Below are 22,596 nucleotides of genomic sequence, written 5' to 3' on the forward strand. Positions count from 1 at the left end.
TTGCCGTCGGAACCGGGGCTGTTCGCGCTTCCATAGGCCCGTGCTACACGCCACTCCCCTCCCAAGCCAAGCCTGATCCGATGACCGAGCCCGCCTTCCAGTCCGCTTTCCTGAAAACCCTCCAGGCGCGCGGCTATATCCACCAGATCACACATCCGGCCGAGCTGGATGCGGCGGCCGTCGCGGGCGTCGTCACAGGCTACATCGGCTTCGACGCCACGGCCCCCAGCCTGCACATCGGCAGCCTGATCCAGATCATGATGCTGCGTCGGCTTCAGCAGGCCGGTCACCGTCCCATCGTCATCATGGGTGGCGGCACGACCAAGGTCGGCGATCCGACCGGCAAGGACGCGTCGCGCCCCCACCTGTCCGACGAAACGATCGCCGCCAACATCGCCTCGATCCGTACCGTGTTCGAGAAATTCCTGACCTTCGGCGACGGGCCGTCCGATGCGATCATGATCGACAACGACGACTGGCTGTCGACCTATGGCTACATCCAGTTCCTGCGCGACTACGGCACCCATTTCACGGTGAACCGGATGCTGGCCTTCGACTCGGTCAAGCTGCGGCTGGAACGCGAGCAGCCGATGACCTTCCTCGAGTTCAACTACATGCTGATGCAGTCGGTGGACTTCCTGGAGCTGAACCGGCGTGTGAACTGCACCCTGCAGATGGGCGGATCGGATCAGTGGGGCAACATCGTCTCCGGGGTCGACCTGGTCCGCCGCGTAGACTGCAAGGCCGCCTTCGGCCTGACGACGCCGCTGCTCACCACGGCCTCCGGCGGCAAGATGGGCAAGACGGCCCAGGGCGCGGTCTGGCTGAACGCCGAACAGCTCAGCCCCTACGACTACTGGCAGTACTGGCGCAATACGGAGGACGGCGACGTCGGCCGCTTCATGCGCCTGTTCACCGACCTGTCGCTGGACGAAATTGCCCGCTTCGAGGCCCTGCAGGGTGCCGAGATCAACGACGCCAAGAAGGCCCTGGCCGACGCCGCGACCACGATGTTGCACGGCGCGGACGCTGCGGCCTCTGCCCGGGCCGCCGCCGAAGGCGCATTCGAGCGCGGGACCCTGTCCGCCGATCTGCCGACCATCGACCTGCCTTCGTCTGAAGTGCTCGGAGCCATGCTGGCCGCCGTCGCCACCCGTGCGGGACTGACGGCTTCCAACGGCGAGGCGCGACGTCTGGCCCAGGGTGGCGGCCTGCGACTGAATGACGAGGCGATCGCCGACGGCGCACGCCTTATCGAGGCGTCCGACGTCAACGCCGACGGCGTCATCAAACTGGCGGCAGGCAAAAAGAAGCTCCTGCTCGTCCGCCTCGTCTGAACGGAGAAGAGACATGACCGAGATCACCACGGGCTCCAAAGCCCCCGCCTTCGACATGCCCGCCGACGGCGGTGCCCGCGCCACCCTGTCCGGCCCTACGGTCCTGTATTTCTACCCCAAGGCCGACACGCCCGGCTGCACCAATGAGGCGAAGGACTTCACCGAACACGCCGACGCCTTCGCCGCCGCCGGGGTCACGGTCATCGGCGTGTCGAAGGATCCGGTAAAGAAGCTCGACCGGTTCAAGGCCAAATACGACCTCAAGGTCACCCTGGCCTCCGACGAGGAGACCGGCGTCACCGAGGCTTATGGCGTCTGGGTCGAGAAGAGCATGTACGGCAAGACCTATATGGGCATCGAGCGCGCGACCTTCCTGATCGACGCGTCAGGAACGGTCCGTCAGGTCTGGCGCAAGGTGTCGGTCAAGGGGCATGCGGACGCCGTTCTGGCCGCTGCAAAGGCGCTCTGAACGTGAAGGTATCGCCTGTATTGATGCGTATACAGTCTATCTGAAAACGCCTGACACGCGAATCTGGTTTCGAATAGATTCGTTCGCGGATCGTCAGTACGCCATCATGGTTAAGACTGCACGAACGCTATTGCGGCAGCTTGACAGTTGCAGGATAGTCCGCCCCGTACATGGGGGCGTGTTACGATGGCTGAAGAACAGGGAGTGATCAGGCACTCTTTGATCGATCGCTGGTTTCCGGAGCGGCATGTCTTTCTCCGCACCGCCGGCGAGACGCGTGGGTATGTTCTGACCAGCGGACGTCAGATGCTGCTGGCTGCGGCCGGGATCGTGGTGGCGGGCTGGACCCTGGTCGCGTCCGGCGGCTTCATCTTCGACATGGTGACCAGAAGCCGCGCTGACGACGAGGTCGTTCGGGCGCGGGCCGCTTCCGAGCGCCTCAACGCCGACCTTCAGGCGCGGCTGGAAACCGCCGTCGTCCGCATGTCGGCCACGACCGGTGGACTGGATGAGATGGCCAGCATGGTCGAGCGTCGCCACGCGGCCCTGACCCGCGTCATGACCATGTTCCATGGCGTCCAGGGGGCCGAGACGGTCCTGACACCCGCCACGCCGCCCGCGCCGGGCCAGGCCGGCCCCATCCAGCGCATCGTTGCGGTCCGCATGGACCAGGAACGCCTGATCGAACGGGCCGGAGATTTTGCCCAGACCCGTGCCGAACGCCTGCGTCTGGCCTTCCGCCTCGCAGGGCTCAACCCCGCCGTCTACGGTGCCGACGGGTCGGCCCTGGGTGGCCCGCTGATCGAGGCCGGTGATCCCAAGGCCCTGGCCACCATTCTTGACGTGGACGAGCCCTTCGCCGTGCGCATCCGGCACGCCGCCGACAACCTGACCGACATGCGCCGCCTGGCCGATGCGGCCGAGGACCTTCCCTTCGCCCGGCCGACCCAGTCGCGCACGACCTCGGGCTTCGGGGTCCGCTTCGATCCGTTCAACGGCCGGCCCGCCGTGCATCAGGGCCAGGACTTCGCCGCCCCCCTGAACACGCCGATCTACTCAACCGCTCCCGGCATCGTGTCTTTCGCCGGGGTTCGTTCAGGGTATGGAAACACCATTGAGATAGACCATGGCCACGGTTTCAAGACCCGTTTCGCCCATCTGAACTCCATGGCCGTCCAGCCCGGCCAGCGCATCGCGCTGGGCCAACGGATCGGAGCCATGGGCACGACAGGCCGCTCGACCGGCGTCCACCTGCACTATGAGGTATGGATGGATGGCCGACCCCAGAACCCCGCACGCTTCATGAGAGCCGGAGATCAACTTGTTCAATAAGCCGAAAGCCCCCGCGCCGACCACGCCCGAACGTCCATCGAGCGCCATACCCATTCCGCCGCTGCCCGACCTGCCCTCGCCCGGCATGAACCGCTCGGCCTCCTCGCCAGCGGCGTCCCCGGTCGCGTCCTCGCGTGGCCTGTCAACCCTGTCGTCGGACCTGCAGTTCGAAGGCAATGTCTCGGGAGCAGGTGACCTGCAGGTGGATGGGTCGATCAAGGGCGACGTCCGCGTCGGCCGGCTGATCGTCGGCGAGACCGGAGCCATCGAGGGCAACGTCACCGCCGATTACCTCGAGGTCCGCGGCCGCATCGTCGGCGGCGTGAACGGCAAGCAGGTCAAGCTGGTCTCGACCGCCTATGTCGACGGCGACATCACCGCCGAGCAGCTGTCGATCGATATCGGTGCCTATTTCCAGGGCCGCGTCCTGCAGAGCCGCCGCGAGGCCCCGGCAGCCGCCGGGCCCGCGCCACGCCCGGCTCCGACCGCCTTCGAGGCTCCGCCGGCCCCGGCCCCCGCGCCCGCCGAGCCCGCACCCCAGGTCATCGACCTCAAGACGGTCTAGACGGTCCAGACTTTCCCTCCCCCTCGGGGGAGGGAAATCTGTCGCCCTAATCCACCGTGGAGCCGCGGGTCTCTCCGACCCGCGCCGCCAGGGCCGCGCCCATGAAGGCGTCCAGATCGCCGTCCAGCACCCCCTGGGTGTCCGACGTCTCGACCTCGGTCCGCAGGTCCTTGACCATCTGGTAGGGCTGCAGGACGTAGCTGCGGATCTGGTGCCCCCAGCCGATATCCGTCTTGGCATCGGCCAGGGCTTGCGCCGCCGCCTCGCGCTTCTGAAGCTCCAGCTCGTACAGACGCCCGCGCAGCATCTTCCAGGCCTGTTCCCGGTTCTGATGCTGCGAGCGTCCAGCCTGGCAGGCCACGACGGTGTTGGTCGGAATGTGCGTCAACCGCACGGCCGAGTCCGTCTTGTTGATGTGCTGGCCACCGGATCCTGACGCGCGATAGGTATCGGTCCGCACATCGGCCGGGTTGATGTCGATCTCGATGGTGTCGTCCACGACCGGCGAGACCCCGACCGAAGCGAACGAGGTGTGGCGCTTGGCCGCCGCGTCGTAGGGGCTGATCCGCACCAGCCGGTGTACGCCGGATTCCGACTTCAGCCAGCCATAGGCATTGGGGCCGCTGACCAGGATGGTCGCCGATTTGATCCCGGCCTGATCGCCGTCTTCCGACGCCTCGATCTCGACCTCGTAGCCGTGCGCCCTGGCCCAGCGCGAATACATCCGCAGCAGCATTCCGGCCCAGTCGCAGGACTCGGTGCCACCCGCGCCGGAGTTCACTTCCAGATAGGCGTCGTTGCCGTCGGCCTCGCCGGACAGAAGCGCCTCCAGCTCCGCGCGAGCCGCCCGGTCCTTGATGGCCTTCAGCTGCGCCCGCGCTTCTTCCAGCGTCGCCTCGTCGCCTTCCTCGTCGGCCATGTCGGCCAGCATGATGCCGTCCTCGAGGTCGCGCTCCATGCCCTTGACGGTATTGATCTGGGCTTCCAGCTTCGAGCGCTCGCGGCTGACGGCCTGGGCTTCGTCGGGCCTGTCCCACAGCGTCGGGTCCTCGACCCGCGCGTTCAGCTCATCGAGCTTTCGGTTGGCGACATCCCAGTCAAAGACGCCTCCTGAGCAGAGCGACGCTCTGCTCGATGTCGGCCTTCATGGCCTCGACATCCGGTCTCATCGCGAACTCCTGCGAATGCAAAAAAGAAGACGGCGCGCCGGATGGCGCGCCGCTCATGGGGGTCTAGTTAGGCCGTCAGTACAGCCCGCTCAAGTCCTCGGCGGGTTCCTGTCTGGTCGGCGGTGGTGGAGAGGTCGGCTGGGCGGTCTGCCCAGACGTCACGCCGGCCGCCGCCTCGGCCTCGCGCTGGATGACGTCATTGTAGCTCTGGGGACCCTCCGGAGTGGCAGCCTCCTCGGCCTGGCGCTCGTCCTCGCGACGGCGTTCCGTGCCGGGCCGGAACGCTTCCTCGATGCCGTTGACGGTGCGGAAGATGGCCCCGCGCGGACGCACGAACGGACGGGCCGGCCGTTCCTTCAGGGCGTCCTCCATGAAGTCGATGAACACCGGCACGGCGGCCGATGCACCGGCCTCGCCGGAACCCAGCGACCGGTTGTCGTCGAAGCCGATGAAAACCCCGACCACGATATCGGTCGTGAAGCCGACGAACCATGCGGAGCGGTACTCGTTGGTCGTCCCCGTCTTGCCCCCGACCCAACGCCCCAGGCCACGGGCGCTGGCGGCCGTCCCGCGCTGGACCACGCCCTCCAGCATGGAGCTGATCTGATAGGCGGTGATGGGGTCGATGACCTGGGTGCCGCGCGGCTCCAGGAACGGCGAGGCCTGGCCCGCAAAGGCGCGCGTACAGTCCCGGCACCGCCGCTGATCGGCGCGGTAGATGGTCTCGCCGTCGCGGTCCTGGACGTATTCGATCAGATAGGGGTTCACCCGCCGGCCGCCGTTCACAAAGGCCGAATAGGCGGCCGTCAGATTGTAGGGGGTGACTTCTCCCGCACCCAGCGAGACGGACAGGTTCGGCTGCAGATTGCTGGCCACGCCCATCCGGGCCGCCAGATCGACGACCTTCTGCATGCCGATGCTGTCGGCAAGACGAACGGTCATCACATTGCGCGACAGCTCAAGCCCCCGGCGCAGGGTCGAGGGGCCGTAGTAGCGGCGGCTGTAGTTCTCGGGTGTCCAGCGGCGACCGTTCGGCCCCCCGGCAAAACTGATCGGTCCATCGACGACGATCGAGGCGGGCGTGAAATCGCCTTCCAGCGCAGCCGCATAGACGAAGGGCTTGAAGGAGGATCCCGGCTGTCTCTGGGCCTGGGTCGCGCGGTTGAAGCTGGACAGGGCATAGGAGTAACCGCCGACCATCGCCAGAACCCGCCCCGACTGGGGCTCGATCGCCACGAGCGCTCCGTTGACGGCCGGGACCTGCTTCAATGCGAACTGACCCGCCCGGGGCTCGACGAAGATCAGGTCGCCGCGCCGCAGCGGACGGCTGGCATTGGCCCAGGCCGCATCGGCCGTCAGCAGGGTGCCGGTATCGTCATCACGCGCGGTGCGGACCCGGACCGTGTTACCCGACACGCTCTCGACCGCAGCAGCTCGCCATTCGCGGCGTTCCGGCGGTGCCTGCTGGCGAAGCGCCACGGCCTGCCAGCCGGGCGCGAAATCGGTCGTGCCCCAGGCCCCACGCCAGCCATGCCGACGGTCATAATTCTCGAGGCCACGCATCAGGGCGTCGCGGGCCGCCGTCTGCAGCGACGGATCCAGCGTCGTGCGCATATAGAAGCCGCCGGCGTTCAGTTCGCGGCCGAAGTCCGGATTCGCCGCCGCCTGACGGCGCGCTTCCTCGACGAAGAAATCGGCGTCCTGATACTCGGCCCGGCGCGGGGCGGCCTGGGCGTTCAGGGGGCGGGCACGACCCTCGACCAGTTGGGCCTGGGTGATGAATCCGTTCTGGGCCATCTCGCCCAGCACCCAGTCGCGCCGGCCCTTGGCGGCGGCGGGGTGGCGTTTGGGGTGATAGTTGTTCGGCCCCTTGGGCAGGGCCGCCAGGAAGGCCGCCTCGTCCGGCGTCAGCTGTTCCAGCGACTTGCCGAAATAGTTGTAGGCGGCCGAAGCCACCCCATACGAGCGATAACCCAGGAATATCTCGTTCAGATACAGCTCGAGGATCTGCTCCTTGGACAGGGTCGTTTCCAGACGACTGGAAAGGATGGCCTCCTTCAGCTTCCGGCCGATGCTCGATTCGTTCGTCAGCAGGACGTTCTTGGCCACCTGCTGGGTGATGGTCGAGCCACCCTCCAGGCGTCGCCCGGTCGCGGCGTTCAGGACGTTCTTGAGCATGGCGCGGCCGAGGCCCGACACGTCGATGCCGCCGTGCTGGAAGAAGTTGCGGTCTTCCGCCGCCAGAAAGGCCTTCACCACCAGCGGCGGGATCTGCTCATAGGGCACATAGATGCGCCGCTCGTCCGAGAACTCGCCGATCAGTGTGCCGTCCCCGGCATAGACCCGCGTCGCGGTGGCCGGACGATAGTCCGCCAGCTCGGACGCGTCGGGCAGGTCGTGGAAGAGCCAGGCCGCATAGACGGCGACAATGAGCCCCGCCAGGGCGATCGCCCCCAACAGGGCCACACCCGCCATCACGAACCAGCGTTCGGCAACCTTCACCGCAGACTCCAACGACCCGACCGCGCGTCGCATGATCCGACGGTCGCTGACGGGTTTAGCCGGGGTCGCGGTGCTTCGCTAGAGGATGATCGTTCGAGACCGAACCGCGAAGGTTCCTGCCGGGAAATCAATCCCGCCCTAGGGCACGCCCCCCGCACTGTTCAGCGCCGCCATCTGCAAGGGCGCGGACGTCTGGCTGAAATAGCGGTCGATGCCCTCGGCGACGGCGCGAACCAGCTGCCGGCGTTCGGTCGCGTCGCCCAGGGCGCGCTCGTCATCGGGGTTGGTGATGAAGCCCATCTCCAGCAGGACGGCCGGAACATCCGGAGCCAGCAGAACGGCCAGACCCGCGTCACGATGGCTGCGGCGCAGCAACGGATGATCTGCCGCCTCAAGATGGGTCAGCAGCACACGGGCGAACTGGGCCGAGCGATTCTGGGTGGCGCGCTGGGTCATGTCGAGCAGGATGCGATCGACCGACGGATCCCGCCCGGGCAGGTGCAGGTCCTGGTGCCAGTTGTCGCCGCGCGTCACCTCGCGCACAGCCCGGCTCGCACCCTGTTCGGACAGGGTATAGACCGATGCACCACGCGTCGCCGGGTCGGCCCCCGCGTCGGCATGCAGCGAGATGAACAGGTCGGCGTCCGCCTGTCTGGCGATACGGACCCGACGATACAGGTCGACATAGACATCCGACTCACGGGTCAGCTGTACCCGGTAGCGCCCCGTCCGCAGCAGCTCGTCGCGCAGCGCCAGGGCGGCCGCCAGGGTCACGGAACTCTCGGACCGATGGGCACCGAGGGCCCCGGGATCATGTCCGCCATGTCCGGCATCGATGACCACCAGCGGACGCTCGGCGCGCATCGGGGCGCGGGTCGCGGCGGGTCGCGTCGTGGTGCCGGCGACTGCGCCCCCGGTCGATGTGATGTCGATGACGTAGCGATAGTGGGTGACGCCGTCGCCGGGCGGCAGCAGGAACCGCCGCTCGATCCGGGCTGTGCGTCCCAGGGCCAGTTGAAGCCGCGAAGCGGTGCCCGACGGGCTGACGCGCCAGTCGCGGACCAGACCCGATCCGGTTCCGTCCACGCCGCGGCCGGACCCCACGCCGGCCAGGGTCAGGACCACCCGCCCCGCCCCGCCGGATTCGATGACCTCGCCTCGCGCCGAGCGACCCAGGTCGATGACGACGCGCGTGTGATCGGCATCCCCGCCGAACCGCACACCCAGAACATCGCCCGCAGCCCCGGTCGCCATCGACCGGCTGCCGGCCAGAAGGACGGCCGCCAGCACGACGAGCGCAAGCACCGTCAGCGCCCAGTCACGGACACTCCAGTCTGAGAGTTTGAAACGCATCGACGCGCGCATTCCGACGGCGACCCACCTTGATCCAGAGGCGCAGCCTGCCAGATCGCGGTTTGAATTGGGTTAAGCACAGCCACGAAACCGGACGGCTGGACTATCGTGGCTTTTCATTCACACCCGGCATGCCTATGCTTGTATCCGTTCGCGAACGATCGCGCCGCCGCATCGACGGTCTGGCGCGGCCCCGGCGCGGCACCCCACTCCCGCCCTCGCGGATCGACCGGTTAGTCCCGGACAGATCGACGGGGCCGGGCCTACCCCCGACCTTGCGACGCTGATCCAGCGCCCACGGGTCCAGGACCGACCAGACCCCATGGGCTTTTCCGCCTGCTTCTCCCTCCGATCGACCGCCCCGACAGGGCCGGTCGCAGTCGTGTCCGGCGTTCGCCGCGACGACGGGATGATGCACGCGCCGGCCCCTTACCCCGTTCGGCGAGCCGCCCCGGCCTCTTCAGGTCCCGGCAGAGCGCGCCAGAGAGAAATCTTCAATGTCAAAGACCATGCTTATCGATGCGGCGCACGCGGAAGAAACCCGCGTCGCCATCGTGGACGGCCGCCAGGTTGAGGAATTCGACTTCGAGTCGAAGACCAAGCGCCAGCTTCGCGGCAACATCTACCTCGCCAAGGTCACCCGCGTAGAACCCAGCCTGCAGGCGGCCTTCGTGGAATACGGCGGCAATCGCCACGGCTTCCTGGCCTTCAACGAAATCCACCCCGACTACTACCAGATCCCGGCCGCCGACCGCGAAGCCATCATGGCCGAGGCGCACTCGGCCGACGACGATCATGACGACGAGAACGCCCGCGACAGCGACGACGGCGATTCCGAAGGCGGGATGGCCGAGGAGGAACGCCTGAAGCGTCGCCTGATGCGTCGCTACAAGATCCAGGACGTCATCAAGCGCCGCCAGATCCTGCTGGTCCAGGTCGTCAAGGACGAGCGTGGCGGCAAGGGCGCGGCCCTGACCACCTGGCTGTCGCTGGCCGGACGCTACTGCGTGCTGATGCCCAACACCGGCAAGGGCGGCGGCATCTCCCGCAAGATCACCCAGGCCACGGACCGGAAGCGCCTGAAGGCCGCAGCCGCCGCCCTGGACGTGCCACGCGGCATGGGTCTGATCATCCGGACCGCCGGTGCCAAACGCACCAAGGCCGAGATCAAGCGCGACTACGAATACCTGCTGCGCCTGTGGGAAACGATCCGCGAGACCACCCTCGCCTCCCACGCCCCCTCGCTGATCTACGAGGAAGAGAACCTCGTCCGCCGCGCCGTGCGCGACATGTTCGACAAGGATTTCGACGGCATCCAGGTCGAAGGCCTGGAGGGCTTCAAGGAAGCCCGCGACTTCATGCGCGTGCTGATGCCCTCCCAGGCAAAGAAGGTGCATCTCTATCAGGGATCGAGGCCCCTGTTCGCCGCCAACGGCATCGAGGAGCTGCTGACGCAGATTCACCAGCCGGTCGTGCCGCTGAAATCCGGCGGCTACCTGGTCATCAACCAGACCGAGGCGCTCGTCGCCATCGACGTCAACTCGGGGCGTGCGACCAAGGAACGCAATGTCGAGGCCACGGCCTTCAAGACCAACTGCGAAGCCGCCGTCGAGGCCGCCCGCCAGCTGCGCCTGCGCGACCTCGCCGGCCTGGTGGTCATCGACTTCATCGACATGGACGAGTCCAAGAACAACCGGACCGTCGAACGCATCCTGAAGGACGAGCTCAGCTTCGACCGGGCCCGGATCCAGATGGGCCGCATCTCCGGCTTCGGCCTGATGGAGATCAGCCGCCAGCGTCGCCGCCTCGGCGTGCTGGAAGGTGCCACCGAAGTCTGCCCGCACTGCCAGGGCGCCGGTCGGGTCCGCTCGGCCGAAAGCGCCGCCCTGATGGTGCTGCGCGCCGTCGACATCGAAGCCGGCAAGAACGGCGCGGGTTCGATCAATCTGAAGGTCTCGTCCGCCGTCGCCCTCTACATCCTGAACCACAAGCGCGACTATCTGCAGCGCATGCTGGAGCGTCGCGGCCTGGCCGTCATCATCCAGATCGACGACCGCCTCGGTCAGGGCGAGAGCGCCATCGAACGCACCGAGACCAACGAGGACTTCGTCGCCCCCGAGGCTGTCGTGTCACTGGCGGACCTCGACGACGATTTCGACGATTCCGCCTACAGCGACGACGACGACAATGACGACGACGAGGACTTCATCGTCGACGACGAAGACGATCTCGACCGCGAGGACAACGACGACGACGAACCGCGCGAACGCGCCGAGCGCCCCGAGCGGGTCGAGGGCGAGCGGGGCCGGGGTCGCGGCCGTCGCCGTCGCGGTGGACGCCGTGACGAGGAAGCGGCGCCGATCGCCGCCGATGCCGTGGTCGAAGGCGTCGCGTCCGATGATGACGATGACAGCGAGGCGGGCCGCCGCCGCCGCCGCGGACGTCGCGGTGGTCGCCGGGTCCGCGAGGACGGCGATACAGCCTCTGCCGGGTCGAGCGACTTCTTCTGGGTTCGCGGCCGCACGCCCTCTCTGGAAGACCCCTACGTCTGGTTCGACCCGTTGAACCCGCCCGCCCGTGCCGAACGGGGTGAACGTCCTGCCGCCTCATCCGCCCCGGTCCAGACCCGAGGTGACATCGAGGAACGGATTGGCGAACGGCCCGAAGGCGAGATCGCCGGCGATCGCGAAGGCGGCCGCTCGCGTCGTCGTCGCCGGGGTCGCGGTCGGGGCGGCGAGCGCGCCACGCCGCACGATCTGAAGGTCGAGGGCCGCGCCACCAGCGAGGGTATGCCCGCCGACGGGTCGATCGACGCACCGATGGCCGTCATGCTGGCTGACGACGCCTCCGAGGCCCCTGCCCCGGTCGTGACCGCGGAACCGCAACGCCGCCGCGTGCGTCGCAAGACGTCTTCGGTTGCCGAGACCACGTCGGACGCGCTCGATCAGGCCGATGCCGAAGACGCCGCGTCCCCGATGGAGCCGGAGATCGCCTTCGTTGCAGAGGCAGAGGCCCCGGAGCCGGTTGCCGGGCCCGAACCGGTCGCGGTCGAACCCGAGCCAGCCGTCCTGGTCGAGGCCGTCGAACCGCCGAAGCCCGAGGCGGATCTGTCCGACATCATCGCCAATGACCCGGCGCAGATCACCGCACCCCCGGTCAAGCCCAAGCGTGGGTGGTGGCGTCTGGGCTCGTGACGGCCTAGATTGATCATGAAGACGAGGCGGGGGCGCCGGTCGAAGGAGTTGGCCATGATCCGGTCGAACCAGTCAGTGTCCCGCCTCGTCGCGCGCATGGTCTGCGCCGCCGCCACCGCGTCCCTGCTGGCGGCGATGGCCGGTCCTGCTTCGGCCCAGTCCACGATCCGGGATACCGAGGTCGAAGGCATCATTCGCGAATGGACCGACCCGGTCTTCGTCGCGATGGGGCTGGAGCCGTCCGAGATCCAGGTTCTGCTGGTGAACGACCCGGAACTGAACGCCTTCGCCACGGGCAACCGGGTGATCGGGGTCAACACCGGTCTGATCCTGCGCACCGAGAATCCCAACCAATTGCTGGGCGTCCTGGCGCACGAAGCCGGGCATGTGAAGAACCGCCACGTCCTGCGCGAAGGCGCCCAGAGCGCGGCGACCCAGCCGTTTCTGATGACGATGGCTCTGGGCGCTCTGGCCATCGCCGCCGGACAGCCGGGTGCCGGTGCGGCCCTGCTGGGCTCGGGTCAGTTCTTCGGCACGGTCAATGCCCTGCGTTACCTGCAAGGTCAGGAAGGCGAGGCCGATATCACCGCGCAACGCGGCCTGGAAGCGGCCGGCGAGTCCGGGCGCGGGCTCGTCGAGTTCTTCGAGAATTTCCGCAGTCAGGAAGTCTTCTCAGACGCCCGCCGCTATCCCTATTTCCGCAGCCACCCCCTGTCGGGCCAGCGGATCGAAGCCCTGCGTCGCCCCGTTGAGGCGGCCGCTCACTATGGCCAGGTCGACAGCCCGGAGCGGATGGCCGAGCACGCCCTGATCCTGGCCAAGATCCACGCCTTCATGGACCCGCCGAACACAACGCTCAGGGCCTATGGTTCCAGCGACACGTCCTTCCCCGCACGGTACGCCCGCGCCATCGCCTGGTATCGCGACGGCCAGACGCAGAAGGCGCTGGACGCCACCGACGCCCTGATCGCCGAACAGCCGCAAGACCCCTATCTGTGGGAACTGAAGGGTCAGATTCTGTTCGAGGAAGGCCGGCCGGGCGAGGCGATCTCCGCCCATACGGAATCCGTGCGGCTGAAGCCGGACGCGCCCCTGCTTCGCATCAACCTGGCGCACGCGCTGATCGAGACCAACGACCCGGCCAATCTGGATGCCGCCGTCGATCAGTTGAAACGGGCGGTGGCGCGTGAGGACGACAACACCCTCGCATGGCGGCTGCTGTCACAGGCCTATGCCAGCCAGGGCAAGGAGGGCGAGGCGCGCCTGGCCTCTGCGGAATACTATTTCGCGGCAGGCATCGAGCAGGAGGCGACGCAGTTTGCCCTGCGGGCTCGCGACATGCTGCCGGCAGGATCGAACGAATGGCGACGCGCCATGGACATTGTTCTGGCGTCCGGCGCGACCATGGACGACATCAACGACCTCGACCGGCGGCAGGAACGCCGCCGGGACCGCCCGACCGTCATACCGCCTGCGGGCGCATGACCCTTCCGACCGAGCTCTTCAATGACTGACCCGACGCCGACCGATCCCGCGCCCGTGACCAGGTCCGATCCACTCGCCTGGTTCGGTTCGGGGCGTGGCGGTGCGGCCGCCCTGGCCGTGGCCGTAGTGGCGCTGGGTTTTTCGCTGGCCCCCTATGCGACAGGCGGCGATTTCGGCGCCAGGGTTCGGGCCTATCTGATGGCCAATCCCGCCGTGCTGGACGAGGTCGTTCAGGCCCGCGAACAGGCCGAGGCGAACAATACGGTCCAGAAGATCAATGCCGCCGTCGCGGCCAATCCGGCCCTGATGATGGCCGATGCGCGCGATCCATCCTTCGGCCCGGCTGACGCCAGGGTCACCGTGATCGAATTCTTCGACTTCCGCTGCCCCGGCTGCAAGGCGGTGGCCCGGGACTATGTCCGACTGATGGAGGCGCATCCCGACGTGCGGTTCGTGTTCAAGGACTGGCCCATTCTGGATCGGGGTAACGACACCACCTCCAACTATGCCGCCCGCGCGGCCCTGGCCGCCCACCAGCAGGGCAAATATCTGCAGGTCTATCAGGCCCTGATGGCCGAGAACGGCCTGACGCGCGCGGCGGTGGACCGTGTGCTGGCCGAGAACGGCGTCTCCATGGCGGCTGCCGCGACCGCCATCCGGTCGCCCGAGATGAACCGGCACCTGGCCGACATTCACACCACCGGCGCGACGCTGGGGCTGGTGGGCACCCCGACCTTCCTGATCAACGGAAAGACCACCTCCAGCATCGCCCCGGCCGAGGTCCTGGCCGCCATCGAGGCCGCCAAGGCCGCGGCCTAGGCCAGCTTCCCGGGCCAGCTTCAGGTGCATTGCCCTCGATCATGGTGGCGCGGCCCTCCAGCACCCGCACCTTGCCTCAAAGAGGGGCACAAAATCACCTGCCTGCACCATGCTTTCGGTCCATGAACCGATCCGCTCTCTCATGGCACCGCGTCGCCACCCGGCTCCTGTGACCGATCCGACGTTGATCGTGATCGCGCCGGGCCGGGTGCGCCCGGGCCTCAGGTCTCCGGCAACCGATAGGCCAGATCGTAGTGGTGGACGCCGTCGGTGATGGTCAGTCCGAAGTCGCCCGACAGCCCGACCAGCTCCCCTGTCCCCGATCCCGGCACGACGGTAATCGACAGGGTGTAGCCGTCCGCATTGACGTCGCCGCGATGGGCCAGCAGGAAGGCGCCGGTCCTGCCGTCCAGGGTTCCCACCACACGCTCGAGCGCCACATAGGTGCCGGTTGTTTCCACGCCCGGCGGCCCACCCGCCAGCATCTGGCCGTCCGAGGTGCCGGTGATCCCGCCCTCGAACGTCTTGGACAGGACGTAACGCGACAGACCGAGGCCCGCCTCGACCTGCTCCTCGTCGCCGGGTGTCATCGTCACCTCGAACGTGCCGGTCGCGTGATGCAGGCCCGCGTCCTGGGCCCGCGCCACACCGGCTCCGAATACGCCGATGCTCGCCAGAACCAGCAAGGTGATCAGCACCACATAGCCTCGAACCGTCAGAAATCGCATCCCGACCCCCGTGAACATTTCGGGAACAGAATGGGCCGGTTGGCGACGCCCGTCAATCGCGGATCGATCAGATCAGGCCGCCCAGCGGTGACGACGGGTCGGCATACATCCGTTTGGCCATGCGCCCGGCCAGATAGGCCTCGCGTCCGGCGATCACCGCATGCTTCATCGCCCGGGCCATCCCGATCGGGTCCCGTGCTCCGGCGATGGCCGTATTGGCGATGACCGCATCACAGCCCAGTTCCATGGCGATGGTCGCATCCGAGGCAGTGCCCACGCCCGCGTCGACCAGCACCGGCACTCCGGCCTGCTCGACGATCAGCCGGATGTTGACCCGGTTCTGGATGCCCAGACCCGATCCGATCGGCGAGGCCGCCGGCATGATGGCGGCAGCCCCCGCCGCCTCCAGCCGCTGGGCCATCACCACGTCGTCCGTGCAATAGACCATCACGTCGAACCCGTCCCTGACCAGCAGGTCCAGCGCCCGCAGCGTCTCGATCATGTCGGGATACAGGTGCGCCGAGTTCGACAGCACCTCCAGCTTGACCAGGTTCCAGCCCCCCGCCTCGCGCGCCAGACGCAGCGTCCGCACCGCGTCCTCGCCCGTGAAGCAACCGGCCGTATTGGGCAGGAAGGTGAACCGGTCCGGCTTCAGATAGTCGACCAGCATGGGCTGGGACGGATCGCTGAGGTTCACGCGGCGCAGCGCCACCGTGACGATGTCCGCCCCCGCCGCCTCGGCGGCGGCCGCGTTCTGGGCATAGTCGGCATATTTGCCGGTGCCGACGATCAGGCGCGACGAAAACGTGCGACCGGCGACGGTCCAGCGATCGGATGAGGCATCCGCCGGAGCGGGCGGGCTGAAGGGTGCATTCATCCCGCTCATCTAGGCGCTTTCACGTCGGATCGAAACCACGGCGTCGGTTACCTTGGCGTCGTGCTCGCCGCGTCCCGGCTTTCGATCAGCTGGGCAAGGTTGACTCCCTGGCCGATCACGCAGGTGTTGGCGTTCAGCGGGCACAGACCCAGGGTGCGTTCGATCTCGCGCAGACGGACCACTTCGGGGTTGGAGCGGATGGATTCGGCCAACAGGCGGTTGGCCTCCGCCTGCCCCCGGGCCTGGGCGATGCGTGCCTCGGCGTTGGCGCGTTCCAGATTGACGCGTTCCAGGGCCGCGCGCGTGTTCTGTTCGGCCGTCGTGCGGGACTGGATGGCCTGGATGACGCTCTCTGGATAGCGGATCGAGCCGACCCATTCCATGCGGATGATCTCGAGTCCCTGCGGCGTCCATTCCCGTTGCAGCGCCTGCATCGCCCGCTGCAGCACGATCTGTCGGCCGGGGCCGATGAGCTGGCCGGGGCAGTCGACAGCATCGGGCGTGCCGGGGGTGACCGTCGCGACCGGTGCGGCCTCTCCTGTTCCCGCAACGACAGCCGGCCCCGTGCCGATCTGCTGTGCGTTGCAGGCGACCGGCAGCTTCTCGGTCTCGCGGGCGATCGCGGCCCGCACCGAGGTCCGCAGCGGCCCGTCGATGAAGGCGTCGAACTCCTGCCGCCATGTCGCATACAGATCGGCCGCCCTGTCCTCGCGAACGCGGAACGTCAGTGCGACATCGGCCGTCATGGGAAGGCCGAGCACGTCCGAAAAGGTGATCTCCTCGTTCTCGCCCCCGTCCGAGTTCGGCTCTCGCGTGTAGCTGTAGGTGCGCTGCAGCGTCTGATAGGTGCGAATTTTCTCGCCAATGCCTTCCCAGTGGAAGCCCGGCCCCAACTCGTCGCGCTGCACGCCCGGGTTCGTCCCGAACTTGGTCGTCTTGATGCCCATGTAGCCGCTCTCAACGGTCACGCTGCAGGAAGTCACCGACAGGCTGGCGATGACCAGCAAGGTGAAGATGGCGACGATCATCCCGACCGTGCGGCCGATGGAGCCCGCACCGCGCGGCATCGACATTCGCGGCAGTCCAGCATTGGTCATCGACAGTCCTCTTCAGCGTTTCAGCGATTGAATGGCCCAAGCCCAAAGCCGCCAGGCGCACCAGGCCAGGGCAATGACTCCGGCTATGGCCACAACCGTGGCGGTGATCAGACTGGCGGCGAAGGGCGCGGCAAGAATGGAGGGAACGACGTAGCGAACGAGAAAAATGAAGGCGATGATCAGGCTGATCAGGCCCAGTGCGGTCCCAAAGGCTGTCCTGACTTCGCGATTCAAAGCACCCTCCCTGACAGGTCAGGCGGGAAGGATGGCCGGAACGCCAGAGACCTTCAACCAAAACCCGCTCAGCCGCCGCCCACGAACTGGACCAGTTCGATCCGGTCGCCCTCGGCCAGGGGCGTGTCCGCATGGAGCGAGCGGGGCACGATGGCCAGGTTTCGCTCCACGGCGACCTTGCGAACGTCGAACCCCAGCTCCTCGACGAGGGCCAGAACCGTCCGCGCGGTCACTTCACGCGTATCTCCGTTGACTTGAATGCGCAATTCGTCAGCTCCAATGACCTGAACGCCTGGATTGAAATCGCTCAACGTTCCAGCCGAACTTCTCGCGGAAAACATACCGCGTTTCGGCGCGAAGGGGCATTAGTCCGCGCTTCCCACAAAGACGGCTTCCGACCCGTTGCAGTCGTTCACGTTTCGCTTGGTAGGGACGCCTTCCAGCAATTCGACAAGTCCTCAGACATACGCTCATGCCACGTTGCAACGGGGGAGTCGTAGTTTCCGCCGAATGCCAGTTCGCCTGCCGCGTCGTCACCCCAAGCGGCGTAGCTGAAACTCAAGTGATACTGGACGCCATCAAAAACTGGAGGCGGCGGCGGCGTGGCGCGATACATGCCCGGGATTGAAATGGATGGCGGAGCCAAGGCCGCCATACTCGCAATCGTCGCAGTCAAAGGCTCGCATGTTTTAGTGTCGGCCCATGATAGTCCTGCCTGCGGATCAATGCGGCGCACAGCAAACTGCGCTCGACGGTCGCTTCCCAGTGAAGTCCAGTAAACGTAGAATGACCAATCTTCCGTCCGACCGTCAAAGGCACCGCGCACACTCAGTTCAGCGAACTGTCTGCCTCGAAGAAAACCTTCGTCTGATACTGACTGAGCGCGAGAAGAACTGGCCGAAACGACCGACAGCGCACTAAGTCCGAAAATGCTTAGCTTGAACCACATTGTCCCTCCTTCTGTCAGCGGATCAGCCAGCCTAACACACCGTCGATAGGTCCGCTTTCCACCTGTTGCAGGCATCAAGCGCGGCCGGTTCCGTAGCTTCCGTTGACTTAACGGGCGCTCGGGCCGGAAATCATTTGACCCTCTCGCGCATGTCGTTACGTCAACCCGATCCGTTCCGGCGCGTCCCCGGCTTTGACGCGGCTCGCCGTTCCGCTAAAAGGCCGCCCCACCGAGGCGGTCCAGCCGTCGCCAACCTGTCCGGAGCGAATGCCCGAAACCCCCGTCCTTTACGTTCTGAACGGCCCCAACCTCAACCTTCTGGGTGTGCGGGAGCCGCACATCTATGGACGCGAGACCCTGGCCGACGTCCAGGCCCTGTGCGAGGCGGCAGCCGAAGGCGCGACGATCGTGTTCCGGCAGACCAATCGCGAGGGCGAGCTGATCGACTGGGTCCAGGAGGCGCGCACCGAGGCGCACGCCCTGATCCTGAACCCGGCCGGTTATGGCCATACATCCATCGCCCTGCTCGATGCGCTGAAGGCCCTGACCATTCCGGTGATAGAGTGCCACCTGTCCAACCCGGCGGCGCGCGAGGAATTCCGGCACAGGACCTACGTCTCGCTGGCCGCGACCGGCGTCGTCTCGGGCTTCGGAGCCCGATCCTATGAACTGGCCGTCAAGGCCGCTCTCCGGCTGGTGGGGGAACGCAAGATCTCCGCCGGCCGTTTGAACCCAGACAAGGCATAGCTGTTATGGCGACCGAAAAACCGCTGAAGAACGAACCGTCGACCGAGATCGACGCCGCCCTGGTCCGCCAGCTGGCCGATATCCTGAATGACACCTCCCTGACGGAGATCGAGGTCGAGCGGGGCGAGCTTCGCATCCGCGTCGCGCGCGAGATCACGGCCGCGCCGGTCATGCAGTATGCCGCCGCGCCGCAACAGGCCGCACCGGCTGCCGCACCGGCCCCGGTCGCCGCACCGGCCGCAATGGCGTCGGATCCGGCGACGATCGTCGCCCGGGCCGGAGAGCAGGTGAAGTCGCCTATGGTCGGCACCGTCTATCTTCAGGCCTCGCCGGAAGCCCCGGCCTTCGTCCAGCCGGGCGACAAGGTGAAGAAGGGCCAGACCCTGCTGATCATCGAAGCGATGAAGACGATGAACCCGATCCAGGCCCCGCGCGACGGCGTCGTGGCCGACATTCTGGTCGGCGACGCCCAGCCGGTCGAATTCGGCGAACCTCTCGTCCTGCTCGAGGCCTAGGCCGTGTTCACCAAGGTCCTGATCGCCAACCGCGGCGAGATCGCGCTGCGTATCCACCGCGCATGCAAGGAGATGGGCATCTCCACCGTCGCCGTGCACTCCGAAGCCGATCGCGGCGCCATGTGGGTGCGTCTGGCCGACGAGAGCGTCTGCATCGGCCCCGCCCCGGCCGCCAAATCCTATCTGAACATCCCCTCGATCATCGCGGCGGCCGAGATCACCGGGGCCCAGGCCATCCACCCGGGCTACGGCTTCCTGTCCGAGAACGCCCGCTTCGCGGAGATTGTCCAGGCCCATGGCATGACCTTCATCGGCCCGACGCCGGAGCACATCCGCGTCATGGGCGACAAGATCACGGCCAAGCAGACGGTGCTTGCGGCGGGCATTCCCTGCGTCCCCGGCTCAGCCGGTGAGGTCGAGACGATCGAGGACGCCATCGCGGCGTCGAAGACCATCGGCTTTCCCCTGATCGTCAAAGCGGCAGCGGGCGGCGGCGGGCGCGGCATGAAGGTCGCCCTGACGCCGGAGGACCTCGTCGAGGCCGTCCAGACCGCCCAGACCGAGGCCCGGGCCGCCTTCGGCAACGGCGCGGTCTATATGGAGCGCTATCTCCAGAAGCCCCGCCATATCGAGATCCAGGTCGTCGCCGACAGCCACGGCAACGTCGTCCATCTGGGCGAGCGCGACTGTTCGCTGCAGCGCCGCCACCAGAAGGTGCTGGAAGAGGCCCCCTCGCCCGCCCTGTCGGCCGCGGAACGGATCGCCATCGGCGAGACGGTCAACAAGGCCATCGGCAAGATCGGCTATCTGGGCGTCGGCACCATCGAGTTCCTGTGGGAGGACGGGGAGTTCTTCTTCATCGAGATGAACACCCGCCTGCAGGTCGAACACCCGGTCACCGAGGCCGTCACCGGCGTCGATCTGGTGCGCGAACAGATCCGCATCGCCGCCGGTCTGCCGCTGAGCTTCACCCAGGAGGACATCCACTTCGAGGGCCACGCCATCGAGGTCCGGATCAACGCCGAGAACGCCGAGACCTTCGCCCCCTCGCCGGGCACCGTCACCGACTTCCACGCGCCCGGCGGTCTGGGCGTGCGGCTGGATAGCGCGATCTACGCCGGCTATTCGATCCCGCCCTATTACGACAGCCTGATCGGCAAGCTGATCGTCCACGGCCGCGACCGCGCCGAATGCATCGCCCGTCTGAAGCGCAGCCTGAACGAGATGGTCATCGGCGGCGTCGACACGACCATCCCGCTGTTCCAGAAACTGCTCGCCGAGCCCGACATCCTGTCGGGCGACTACGACATCCACTGGCTGGAAAACTGGGCCAGGCGGCAAAAGGCGTGATCCCCCCATCCTGTCCCCGTGGGGAAGGATAGCGACCGTGACCGACCCTGCGGCCTCTGCCTTTCCCCTGCCGGGTCTGTTCACCGCCGAGGCCCTGCTGGCGTGCTACGCCCGGGGCGTGTTCCCCATGGGCGAGGGTCGGGACGACCCGCGGGTGTTTCTGGTCGAACCCGAGCAACGCGGCGTCATCCCTCTGGACGCCTTTCACATCCCGACCCGGCTGCGCAGGACCGTTCGCGCCGAACCGTTCGTCGTCCGGGTCGACACCGCCTTCGCCGCTGTCCTGGACGCCTGCGCATCGCCATCACCGGGACGCGAGGACACCTGGATCAACGCCCCCATTCGCAGACTGTACGTCGAGCTGAACGCCCGGGGACGGGCCCACAGCATCGAGTGCTGGCGCGACGAGGTCCTGGTCGGGGGTCTCTATGGCGTGACCCTGGGGGGGGCCTTCTTTGGCGAGAGCATGTTCAGCCGCGCCACGGACGCCTCGAAAGTCGCCCTGGTGCATCTGGTCGCGCGGCTGCGCCGGGGCGGCTGGCGCTTGCTGGACGCCCAGTTCAGGACGCCCCACCTGGATCAGTTCGGCCTGATCGAGATGCCCCAGGCCGACTATCTGAAACGGCTGGCCATGGCCCTTGAATGCGGTCCCGAGACGATGGCCCTGTCGATCCCGCTGTCGGGGTCGGACGCCGTGACCTATGCCTTGCAGCCCACGATCCAGGCGTCATAGATCGGGTGTTGCAGACCGCTGATCGCCGGTGTGGACGAGAACATCCAGCCGCGGAAGATCTGTCGCGGTGCCGTCCCCGGCGAGGCGCGCGGCTGAAGGGTGATGTCCAGATAGGCGATGGCGTCCTTCACCACCTCATTGTCGGCCGAGACCTCGCAGGCGCGGGCGGTAAAGATCAGATTGTTGTTGAACCGCACCGGCGGCCCGCCGACCTCGACCTCGAACCGCATGCTCTCGGCCGTGATCTTGTCGATGGCCTCGACGATGGCGACGCGACGGCGCTGGCGCGGCGTGGGCGTATCGGCGGCGAGACGCCTGGCCTTGTCCTCCTCGCTTTCGCCCTCGCCCTTGTCCGCTTCGTCGGTGGCGGCGTCTTCCTCGTCAGAGATCTCATCGGCGGCCAGCTCGGTCGTCTCGACGGCAGGGATCGGCGGGGTAATGGCGATGGGCACGGCGGGGGCCGGATCGCCGGCCGGAGCCGCTTCCTGACCCGGATCACTGCGCAGGGCATCGCCGACAGGGTCTGCGGCCGGTCGGGCATCCTGCGGCGGGCCGTCCTGGCGGCCACCGGCCACGACGACACCGGATGTCGCCAGAACGACGGCGGCCGTGACCGCCAGAACCCGGTGCAGGGCGGTCATTCGGGCTTCCAGGCTTCGTAATCGCCCGTCGCGGCGGGGCGCACGCCCTCGGCGGCCAGCGACCCTTGCGGATGCCAGGCCAGCGGCGTGCCGGTCATATTGGGCAGGTGATCCTTCTCCCACCGGCGGCGCGGCAGCGGAGCCTCGGTCGGCGGCTCGTCGAAGGTGTAGTGCAGCCAGCCGTGCCAGTCCGGCGTCACCTTGGATGCCTCGGCATAGCCGTTATAGACGACCCAGCGCCGCTTGCGGCCGTCATAGCTGATGTGGTCGCGCGACTGGTAATAGCGGTTGCCGTTCTCGTCGGTGCCGATCAGCTCGCCACGCCTGGCGATGGTGAAGAAGGTGCCGATCGTCGCGCCGGACGTCCAACCGAAGATTCTGCCGAGCACGAGGCCTATCCAGTCCAGATTCGGATCGGCGGGAGGCCCGATCCACGACTGCGATCATAGAAACCGGTCCGGCCCGCGTCCAGCACTGACCCGAAATCCTTATTGCCAACA

The 22,596-nt window shown here is 67.1% G+C and carries 22 protein-coding genes; 11 read left to right on the plus strand and 11 right to left on the minus strand.

Annotated features, from left to right (window positions below; genetic code table 11):
- Window positions 1-80 precede the first annotated feature (80 nt).
- The 4 genes from tyrS (at window position 81) to O3139_RS09435 (ending at window position 3,703) form a co-directional block, all read left to right on the plus strand.
- On the plus strand, window positions 81-1,337 hold the full coding sequence (gene tyrS / locus O3139_RS09420) for a tyrosine--tRNA ligase (RefSeq protein ID WP_269513817.1): 1,257 nt from the start codon (window positions 81-83) through the stop codon (window positions 1,335-1,337).
- Between the two features lie 13 nt (window positions 1,338-1,350).
- Window positions 1,351-1,806 carry a peroxiredoxin gene (locus O3139_RS09425; protein WP_269513818.1) on the plus strand — a complete coding sequence of 152 codons (456 nt, stop codon included), beginning with the start codon at window positions 1,351-1,353 and terminating at the stop codon, window positions 1,804-1,806.
- Between the two features lie 186 nt (window positions 1,807-1,992).
- The gene (locus tag O3139_RS09430) at window positions 1,993-3,138 is read left to right on the plus strand and encodes a peptidoglycan DD-metalloendopeptidase family protein (protein WP_269513820.1); all 1,146 of its coding nucleotides are present in this window, start codon (window positions 1,993-1,995) and stop codon (window positions 3,136-3,138) included.
- Window positions 3,128-3,703 carry a bactofilin family protein gene (locus tag O3139_RS09435; RefSeq protein WP_269513821.1) on the plus strand — a complete coding sequence of 192 codons (576 nt, stop codon included), beginning with the start codon at window positions 3,128-3,130 and terminating at the stop codon, window positions 3,701-3,703. Before O3139_RS09430 ends, O3139_RS09435 begins: the two co-directional genes overlap by 11 nt.
- A gap of 46 nt (window positions 3,704-3,749) precedes the next feature.
- Here the strand turns inward: O3139_RS09435 and prfB are convergent.
- The 3 genes from prfB to O3139_RS09450 all read right to left on the minus strand — a co-directional run bounded on the left by prfB (window position 3,750) and on the right by O3139_RS09450 (window position 8,727).
- Window positions 3,750-4,872, minus strand: a protein-coding gene (gene prfB / locus O3139_RS09440) for a peptide chain release factor 2 (RefSeq protein WP_269513823.1) whose coding sequence is annotated in 2 segments (ribosomal slippage) — window positions 3,750-4,802 and window positions 4,804-4,872 — 1,122 coding nt in all. Because the reading frame shifts where the segments join, the coding sequence is not laid out codon by codon here.
- A gap of 75 nt (window positions 4,873-4,947) precedes the next feature.
- Window positions 4,948-7,407: a penicillin-binding protein 1A gene (locus tag O3139_RS09445; protein ID WP_420022310.1), complete on the minus strand. Its 2,460-nt coding sequence runs from the start codon at window positions 7,405-7,407 to the stop codon at window positions 4,948-4,950.
- Between the two features lie 105 nt (window positions 7,408-7,512).
- A complete protein-coding gene (locus O3139_RS09450) occupies window positions 7,513-8,727 on the minus strand; it encodes an N-acetylmuramoyl-L-alanine amidase family protein (protein ID WP_269513824.1) in 1,215 nt (404 codons plus the stop codon).
- Between the two features lie 497 nt (window positions 8,728-9,224).
- Here O3139_RS09450 and O3139_RS09455 point away from each other — a divergent pair, with 497 nt between their 5' ends.
- The 3 genes from O3139_RS09455 to O3139_RS09465 are packed head-to-tail and all read left to right on the plus strand — an operon-like array spanning window position 9,225 to window position 14,225.
- On the plus strand, window positions 9,225-11,921 hold the full coding sequence (locus tag O3139_RS09455) for a ribonuclease E/G (RefSeq protein ID WP_269513825.1): 2,697 nt from the start codon (window positions 9,225-9,227) through the stop codon (window positions 11,919-11,921).
- A gap of 54 nt (window positions 11,922-11,975) precedes the next feature.
- The gene (locus tag O3139_RS09460; RefSeq protein WP_269513826.1) at window positions 11,976-13,406 is read left to right on the plus strand and encodes a M48 family metalloprotease; all 1,431 of its coding nucleotides are present in this window, start codon (window positions 11,976-11,978) and stop codon (window positions 13,404-13,406) included.
- Between the two features lie 21 nt (window positions 13,407-13,427).
- Window positions 13,428-14,225, plus strand: a complete 798-nt coding sequence (locus O3139_RS09465; protein WP_269513828.1) for a thioredoxin domain-containing protein — start codon at window positions 13,428-13,430, stop codon at window positions 14,223-14,225.
- A 221-nt stretch (window positions 14,226-14,446) separates the two neighbouring features.
- On the opposite strand, the gene O3139_RS09470 is transcribed toward O3139_RS09465, so the two are convergent.
- From O3139_RS09470 to O3139_RS09495, 6 genes are all read right to left on the minus strand, one after another.
- Window positions 14,447-14,953: a DUF3224 domain-containing protein gene (locus O3139_RS09470; protein ID WP_269513830.1), complete on the minus strand. Its 507-nt coding sequence runs from the start codon at window positions 14,951-14,953 to the stop codon at window positions 14,447-14,449.
- A 67-nt stretch (window positions 14,954-15,020) separates the two neighbouring features.
- A complete protein-coding gene (locus tag O3139_RS09475) occupies window positions 15,021-15,830 on the minus strand; it encodes a thiazole synthase (RefSeq protein WP_269513831.1) in 810 nt (269 codons plus the stop codon).
- A gap of 47 nt (window positions 15,831-15,877) precedes the next feature.
- Window positions 15,878-16,927, minus strand: a complete 1,050-nt coding sequence (locus O3139_RS09480; protein ID WP_269513832.1) for an SPFH domain-containing protein — start codon at window positions 16,925-16,927, stop codon at window positions 15,878-15,880.
- A gap of 12 nt (window positions 16,928-16,939) precedes the next feature.
- Complete coding sequence (locus tag O3139_RS09485; RefSeq protein WP_269513833.1) at window positions 16,940-17,161, minus strand: hypothetical protein; 222 nt, start codon at window positions 17,159-17,161, stop codon at window positions 16,940-16,942.
- 68 nt (window positions 17,162-17,229) lie between these two features.
- Window positions 17,230-17,427, minus strand: a complete 198-nt coding sequence (thiS, locus tag O3139_RS09490) for a sulfur carrier protein ThiS (protein WP_209320783.1) — start codon at window positions 17,425-17,427, stop codon at window positions 17,230-17,232.
- A gap of 146 nt (window positions 17,428-17,573) precedes the next feature.
- Window positions 17,574-18,110, minus strand: a complete 537-nt coding sequence (locus O3139_RS09495) for a hypothetical protein (RefSeq protein WP_269513834.1) — start codon at window positions 18,108-18,110, stop codon at window positions 17,574-17,576.
- Between the two features lie 267 nt (window positions 18,111-18,377).
- Here O3139_RS09495 and O3139_RS09500 point away from each other — a divergent pair, with 267 nt between their 5' ends.
- From O3139_RS09500 to aat, 4 genes are all read left to right on the plus strand, one after another.
- Window positions 18,378-18,857, plus strand: a complete 480-nt coding sequence (locus O3139_RS09500) for a type II 3-dehydroquinate dehydratase (protein ID WP_269513835.1) — start codon at window positions 18,378-18,380, stop codon at window positions 18,855-18,857.
- Between the two features lie 5 nt (window positions 18,858-18,862).
- The gene (accB, locus tag O3139_RS09505; RefSeq protein ID WP_269513837.1) at window positions 18,863-19,372 is read left to right on the plus strand and encodes an acetyl-CoA carboxylase biotin carboxyl carrier protein; all 510 of its coding nucleotides are present in this window, start codon (window positions 18,863-18,865) and stop codon (window positions 19,370-19,372) included.
- A 3-nt stretch (window positions 19,373-19,375) separates the two neighbouring features.
- The gene (accC, locus tag O3139_RS09510) at window positions 19,376-20,722 is read left to right on the plus strand and encodes an acetyl-CoA carboxylase biotin carboxylase subunit (protein WP_269513839.1); all 1,347 of its coding nucleotides are present in this window, start codon (window positions 19,376-19,378) and stop codon (window positions 20,720-20,722) included.
- Window positions 20,723-20,789: 67 nt separating this feature from the next.
- Complete coding sequence (aat, locus tag O3139_RS09515) at window positions 20,790-21,455, plus strand: leucyl/phenylalanyl-tRNA--protein transferase (protein ID WP_269516460.1); 666 nt, start codon at window positions 20,790-20,792, stop codon at window positions 21,453-21,455.
- On the opposite strand, the gene O3139_RS09520 is transcribed toward aat, so the two are convergent.
- Window positions 21,422-22,096: a DUF2155 domain-containing protein gene (locus O3139_RS09520; protein WP_269513840.1), complete on the minus strand. Its 675-nt coding sequence runs from the start codon at window positions 22,094-22,096 to the stop codon at window positions 21,422-21,424. The two genes, aat and O3139_RS09520, sit on opposite strands and share 34 nt — an antisense overlap.
- On the minus strand, window positions 22,093-22,485 hold the full coding sequence (locus O3139_RS09525) for an NADH:ubiquinone oxidoreductase subunit NDUFA12 (protein ID WP_269513841.1): 393 nt from the start codon (window positions 22,483-22,485) through the stop codon (window positions 22,093-22,095). The genes O3139_RS09520 and O3139_RS09525 overlap by 4 nt, the downstream gene beginning before the upstream one ends.
- Window positions 22,486-22,596 lie beyond the last annotated feature (111 nt).

It is taken from the genome of Brevundimonas subvibrioides, from assembly GCF_027271155.1.
Lineage (GTDB): Bacteria > Pseudomonadota > Alphaproteobacteria > Caulobacterales > Caulobacteraceae > Brevundimonas > Brevundimonas subvibrioides_D.

What these genes read in the sequence shown, in the direction of transcription:
- O3139_RS09455 (WP_269513825.1), top strand. Translation starts at nt 9,225, where the DNA reads ATGTCAAAGACCATGCTTATCGATGCGGCGCACGCGGAAGAAACCCGC.
- O3139_RS09425 (WP_269513818.1), top strand. Translation starts at nt 1,351, where the DNA reads ATGACCGAGATCACCACGGGCTCCAAAGCCCCCGCCTTCGACATGCCC.
- O3139_RS09470 (WP_269513830.1), bottom strand. Translation starts at nt 14,953, where the DNA reads ATGCGATTTCTGACGGTTCGAGGCTATGTGGTGCTGATCACCTTGCTG.
- accB (WP_269513837.1), top strand. Translation starts at nt 18,863, where the DNA reads ATGGCGACCGAAAAACCGCTGAAGAACGAACCGTCGACCGAGATCGAC.
- O3139_RS09445 (WP_420022310.1), bottom strand. Translation starts at nt 7,407, where the DNA reads ATGCGACGCGCGGTCGGGTCGTTGGAGTCTGCGGTGAAGGTTGCCGAA.
- O3139_RS09475 (WP_269513831.1), bottom strand. Translation starts at nt 15,830, where the DNA reads ATGAATGCACCCTTCAGCCCGCCCGCTCCGGCGGATGCCTCATCCGAT.
- O3139_RS09520 (WP_269513840.1), bottom strand. Translation starts at nt 22,096, where the DNA reads ATGACCGCCCTGCACCGGGTTCTGGCGGTCACGGCCGCCGTCGTTCTG.
- tyrS (WP_269513817.1), top strand. Translation starts at nt 81, where the DNA reads ATGACCGAGCCCGCCTTCCAGTCCGCTTTCCTGAAAACCCTCCAGGCG.
- O3139_RS09500 (WP_269513835.1), top strand. Translation starts at nt 18,378, where the DNA reads ATGCCCGAAACCCCCGTCCTTTACGTTCTGAACGGCCCCAACCTCAAC.
- O3139_RS09460 (WP_269513826.1), top strand. Translation starts at nt 11,976, where the DNA reads ATGATCCGGTCGAACCAGTCAGTGTCCCGCCTCGTCGCGCGCATGGTC.
- O3139_RS09450 (WP_269513824.1), bottom strand. Translation starts at nt 8,727, where the DNA reads ATGCGTTTCAAACTCTCAGACTGGAGTGTCCGTGACTGGGCGCTGACG.
- O3139_RS09480 (WP_269513832.1), bottom strand. Translation starts at nt 16,927, where the DNA reads ATGACCAATGCTGGACTGCCGCGAATGTCGATGCCGCGCGGTGCGGGC.
- O3139_RS09465 (WP_269513828.1), top strand. Translation starts at nt 13,428, where the DNA reads ATGACTGACCCGACGCCGACCGATCCCGCGCCCGTGACCAGGTCCGAT.
- O3139_RS09430 (WP_269513820.1), top strand. Translation starts at nt 1,993, where the DNA reads ATGGCTGAAGAACAGGGAGTGATCAGGCACTCTTTGATCGATCGCTGG.
- O3139_RS09495 (WP_269513834.1), bottom strand. Translation starts at nt 18,110, where the DNA reads ATGTGGTTCAAGCTAAGCATTTTCGGACTTAGTGCGCTGTCGGTCGTT.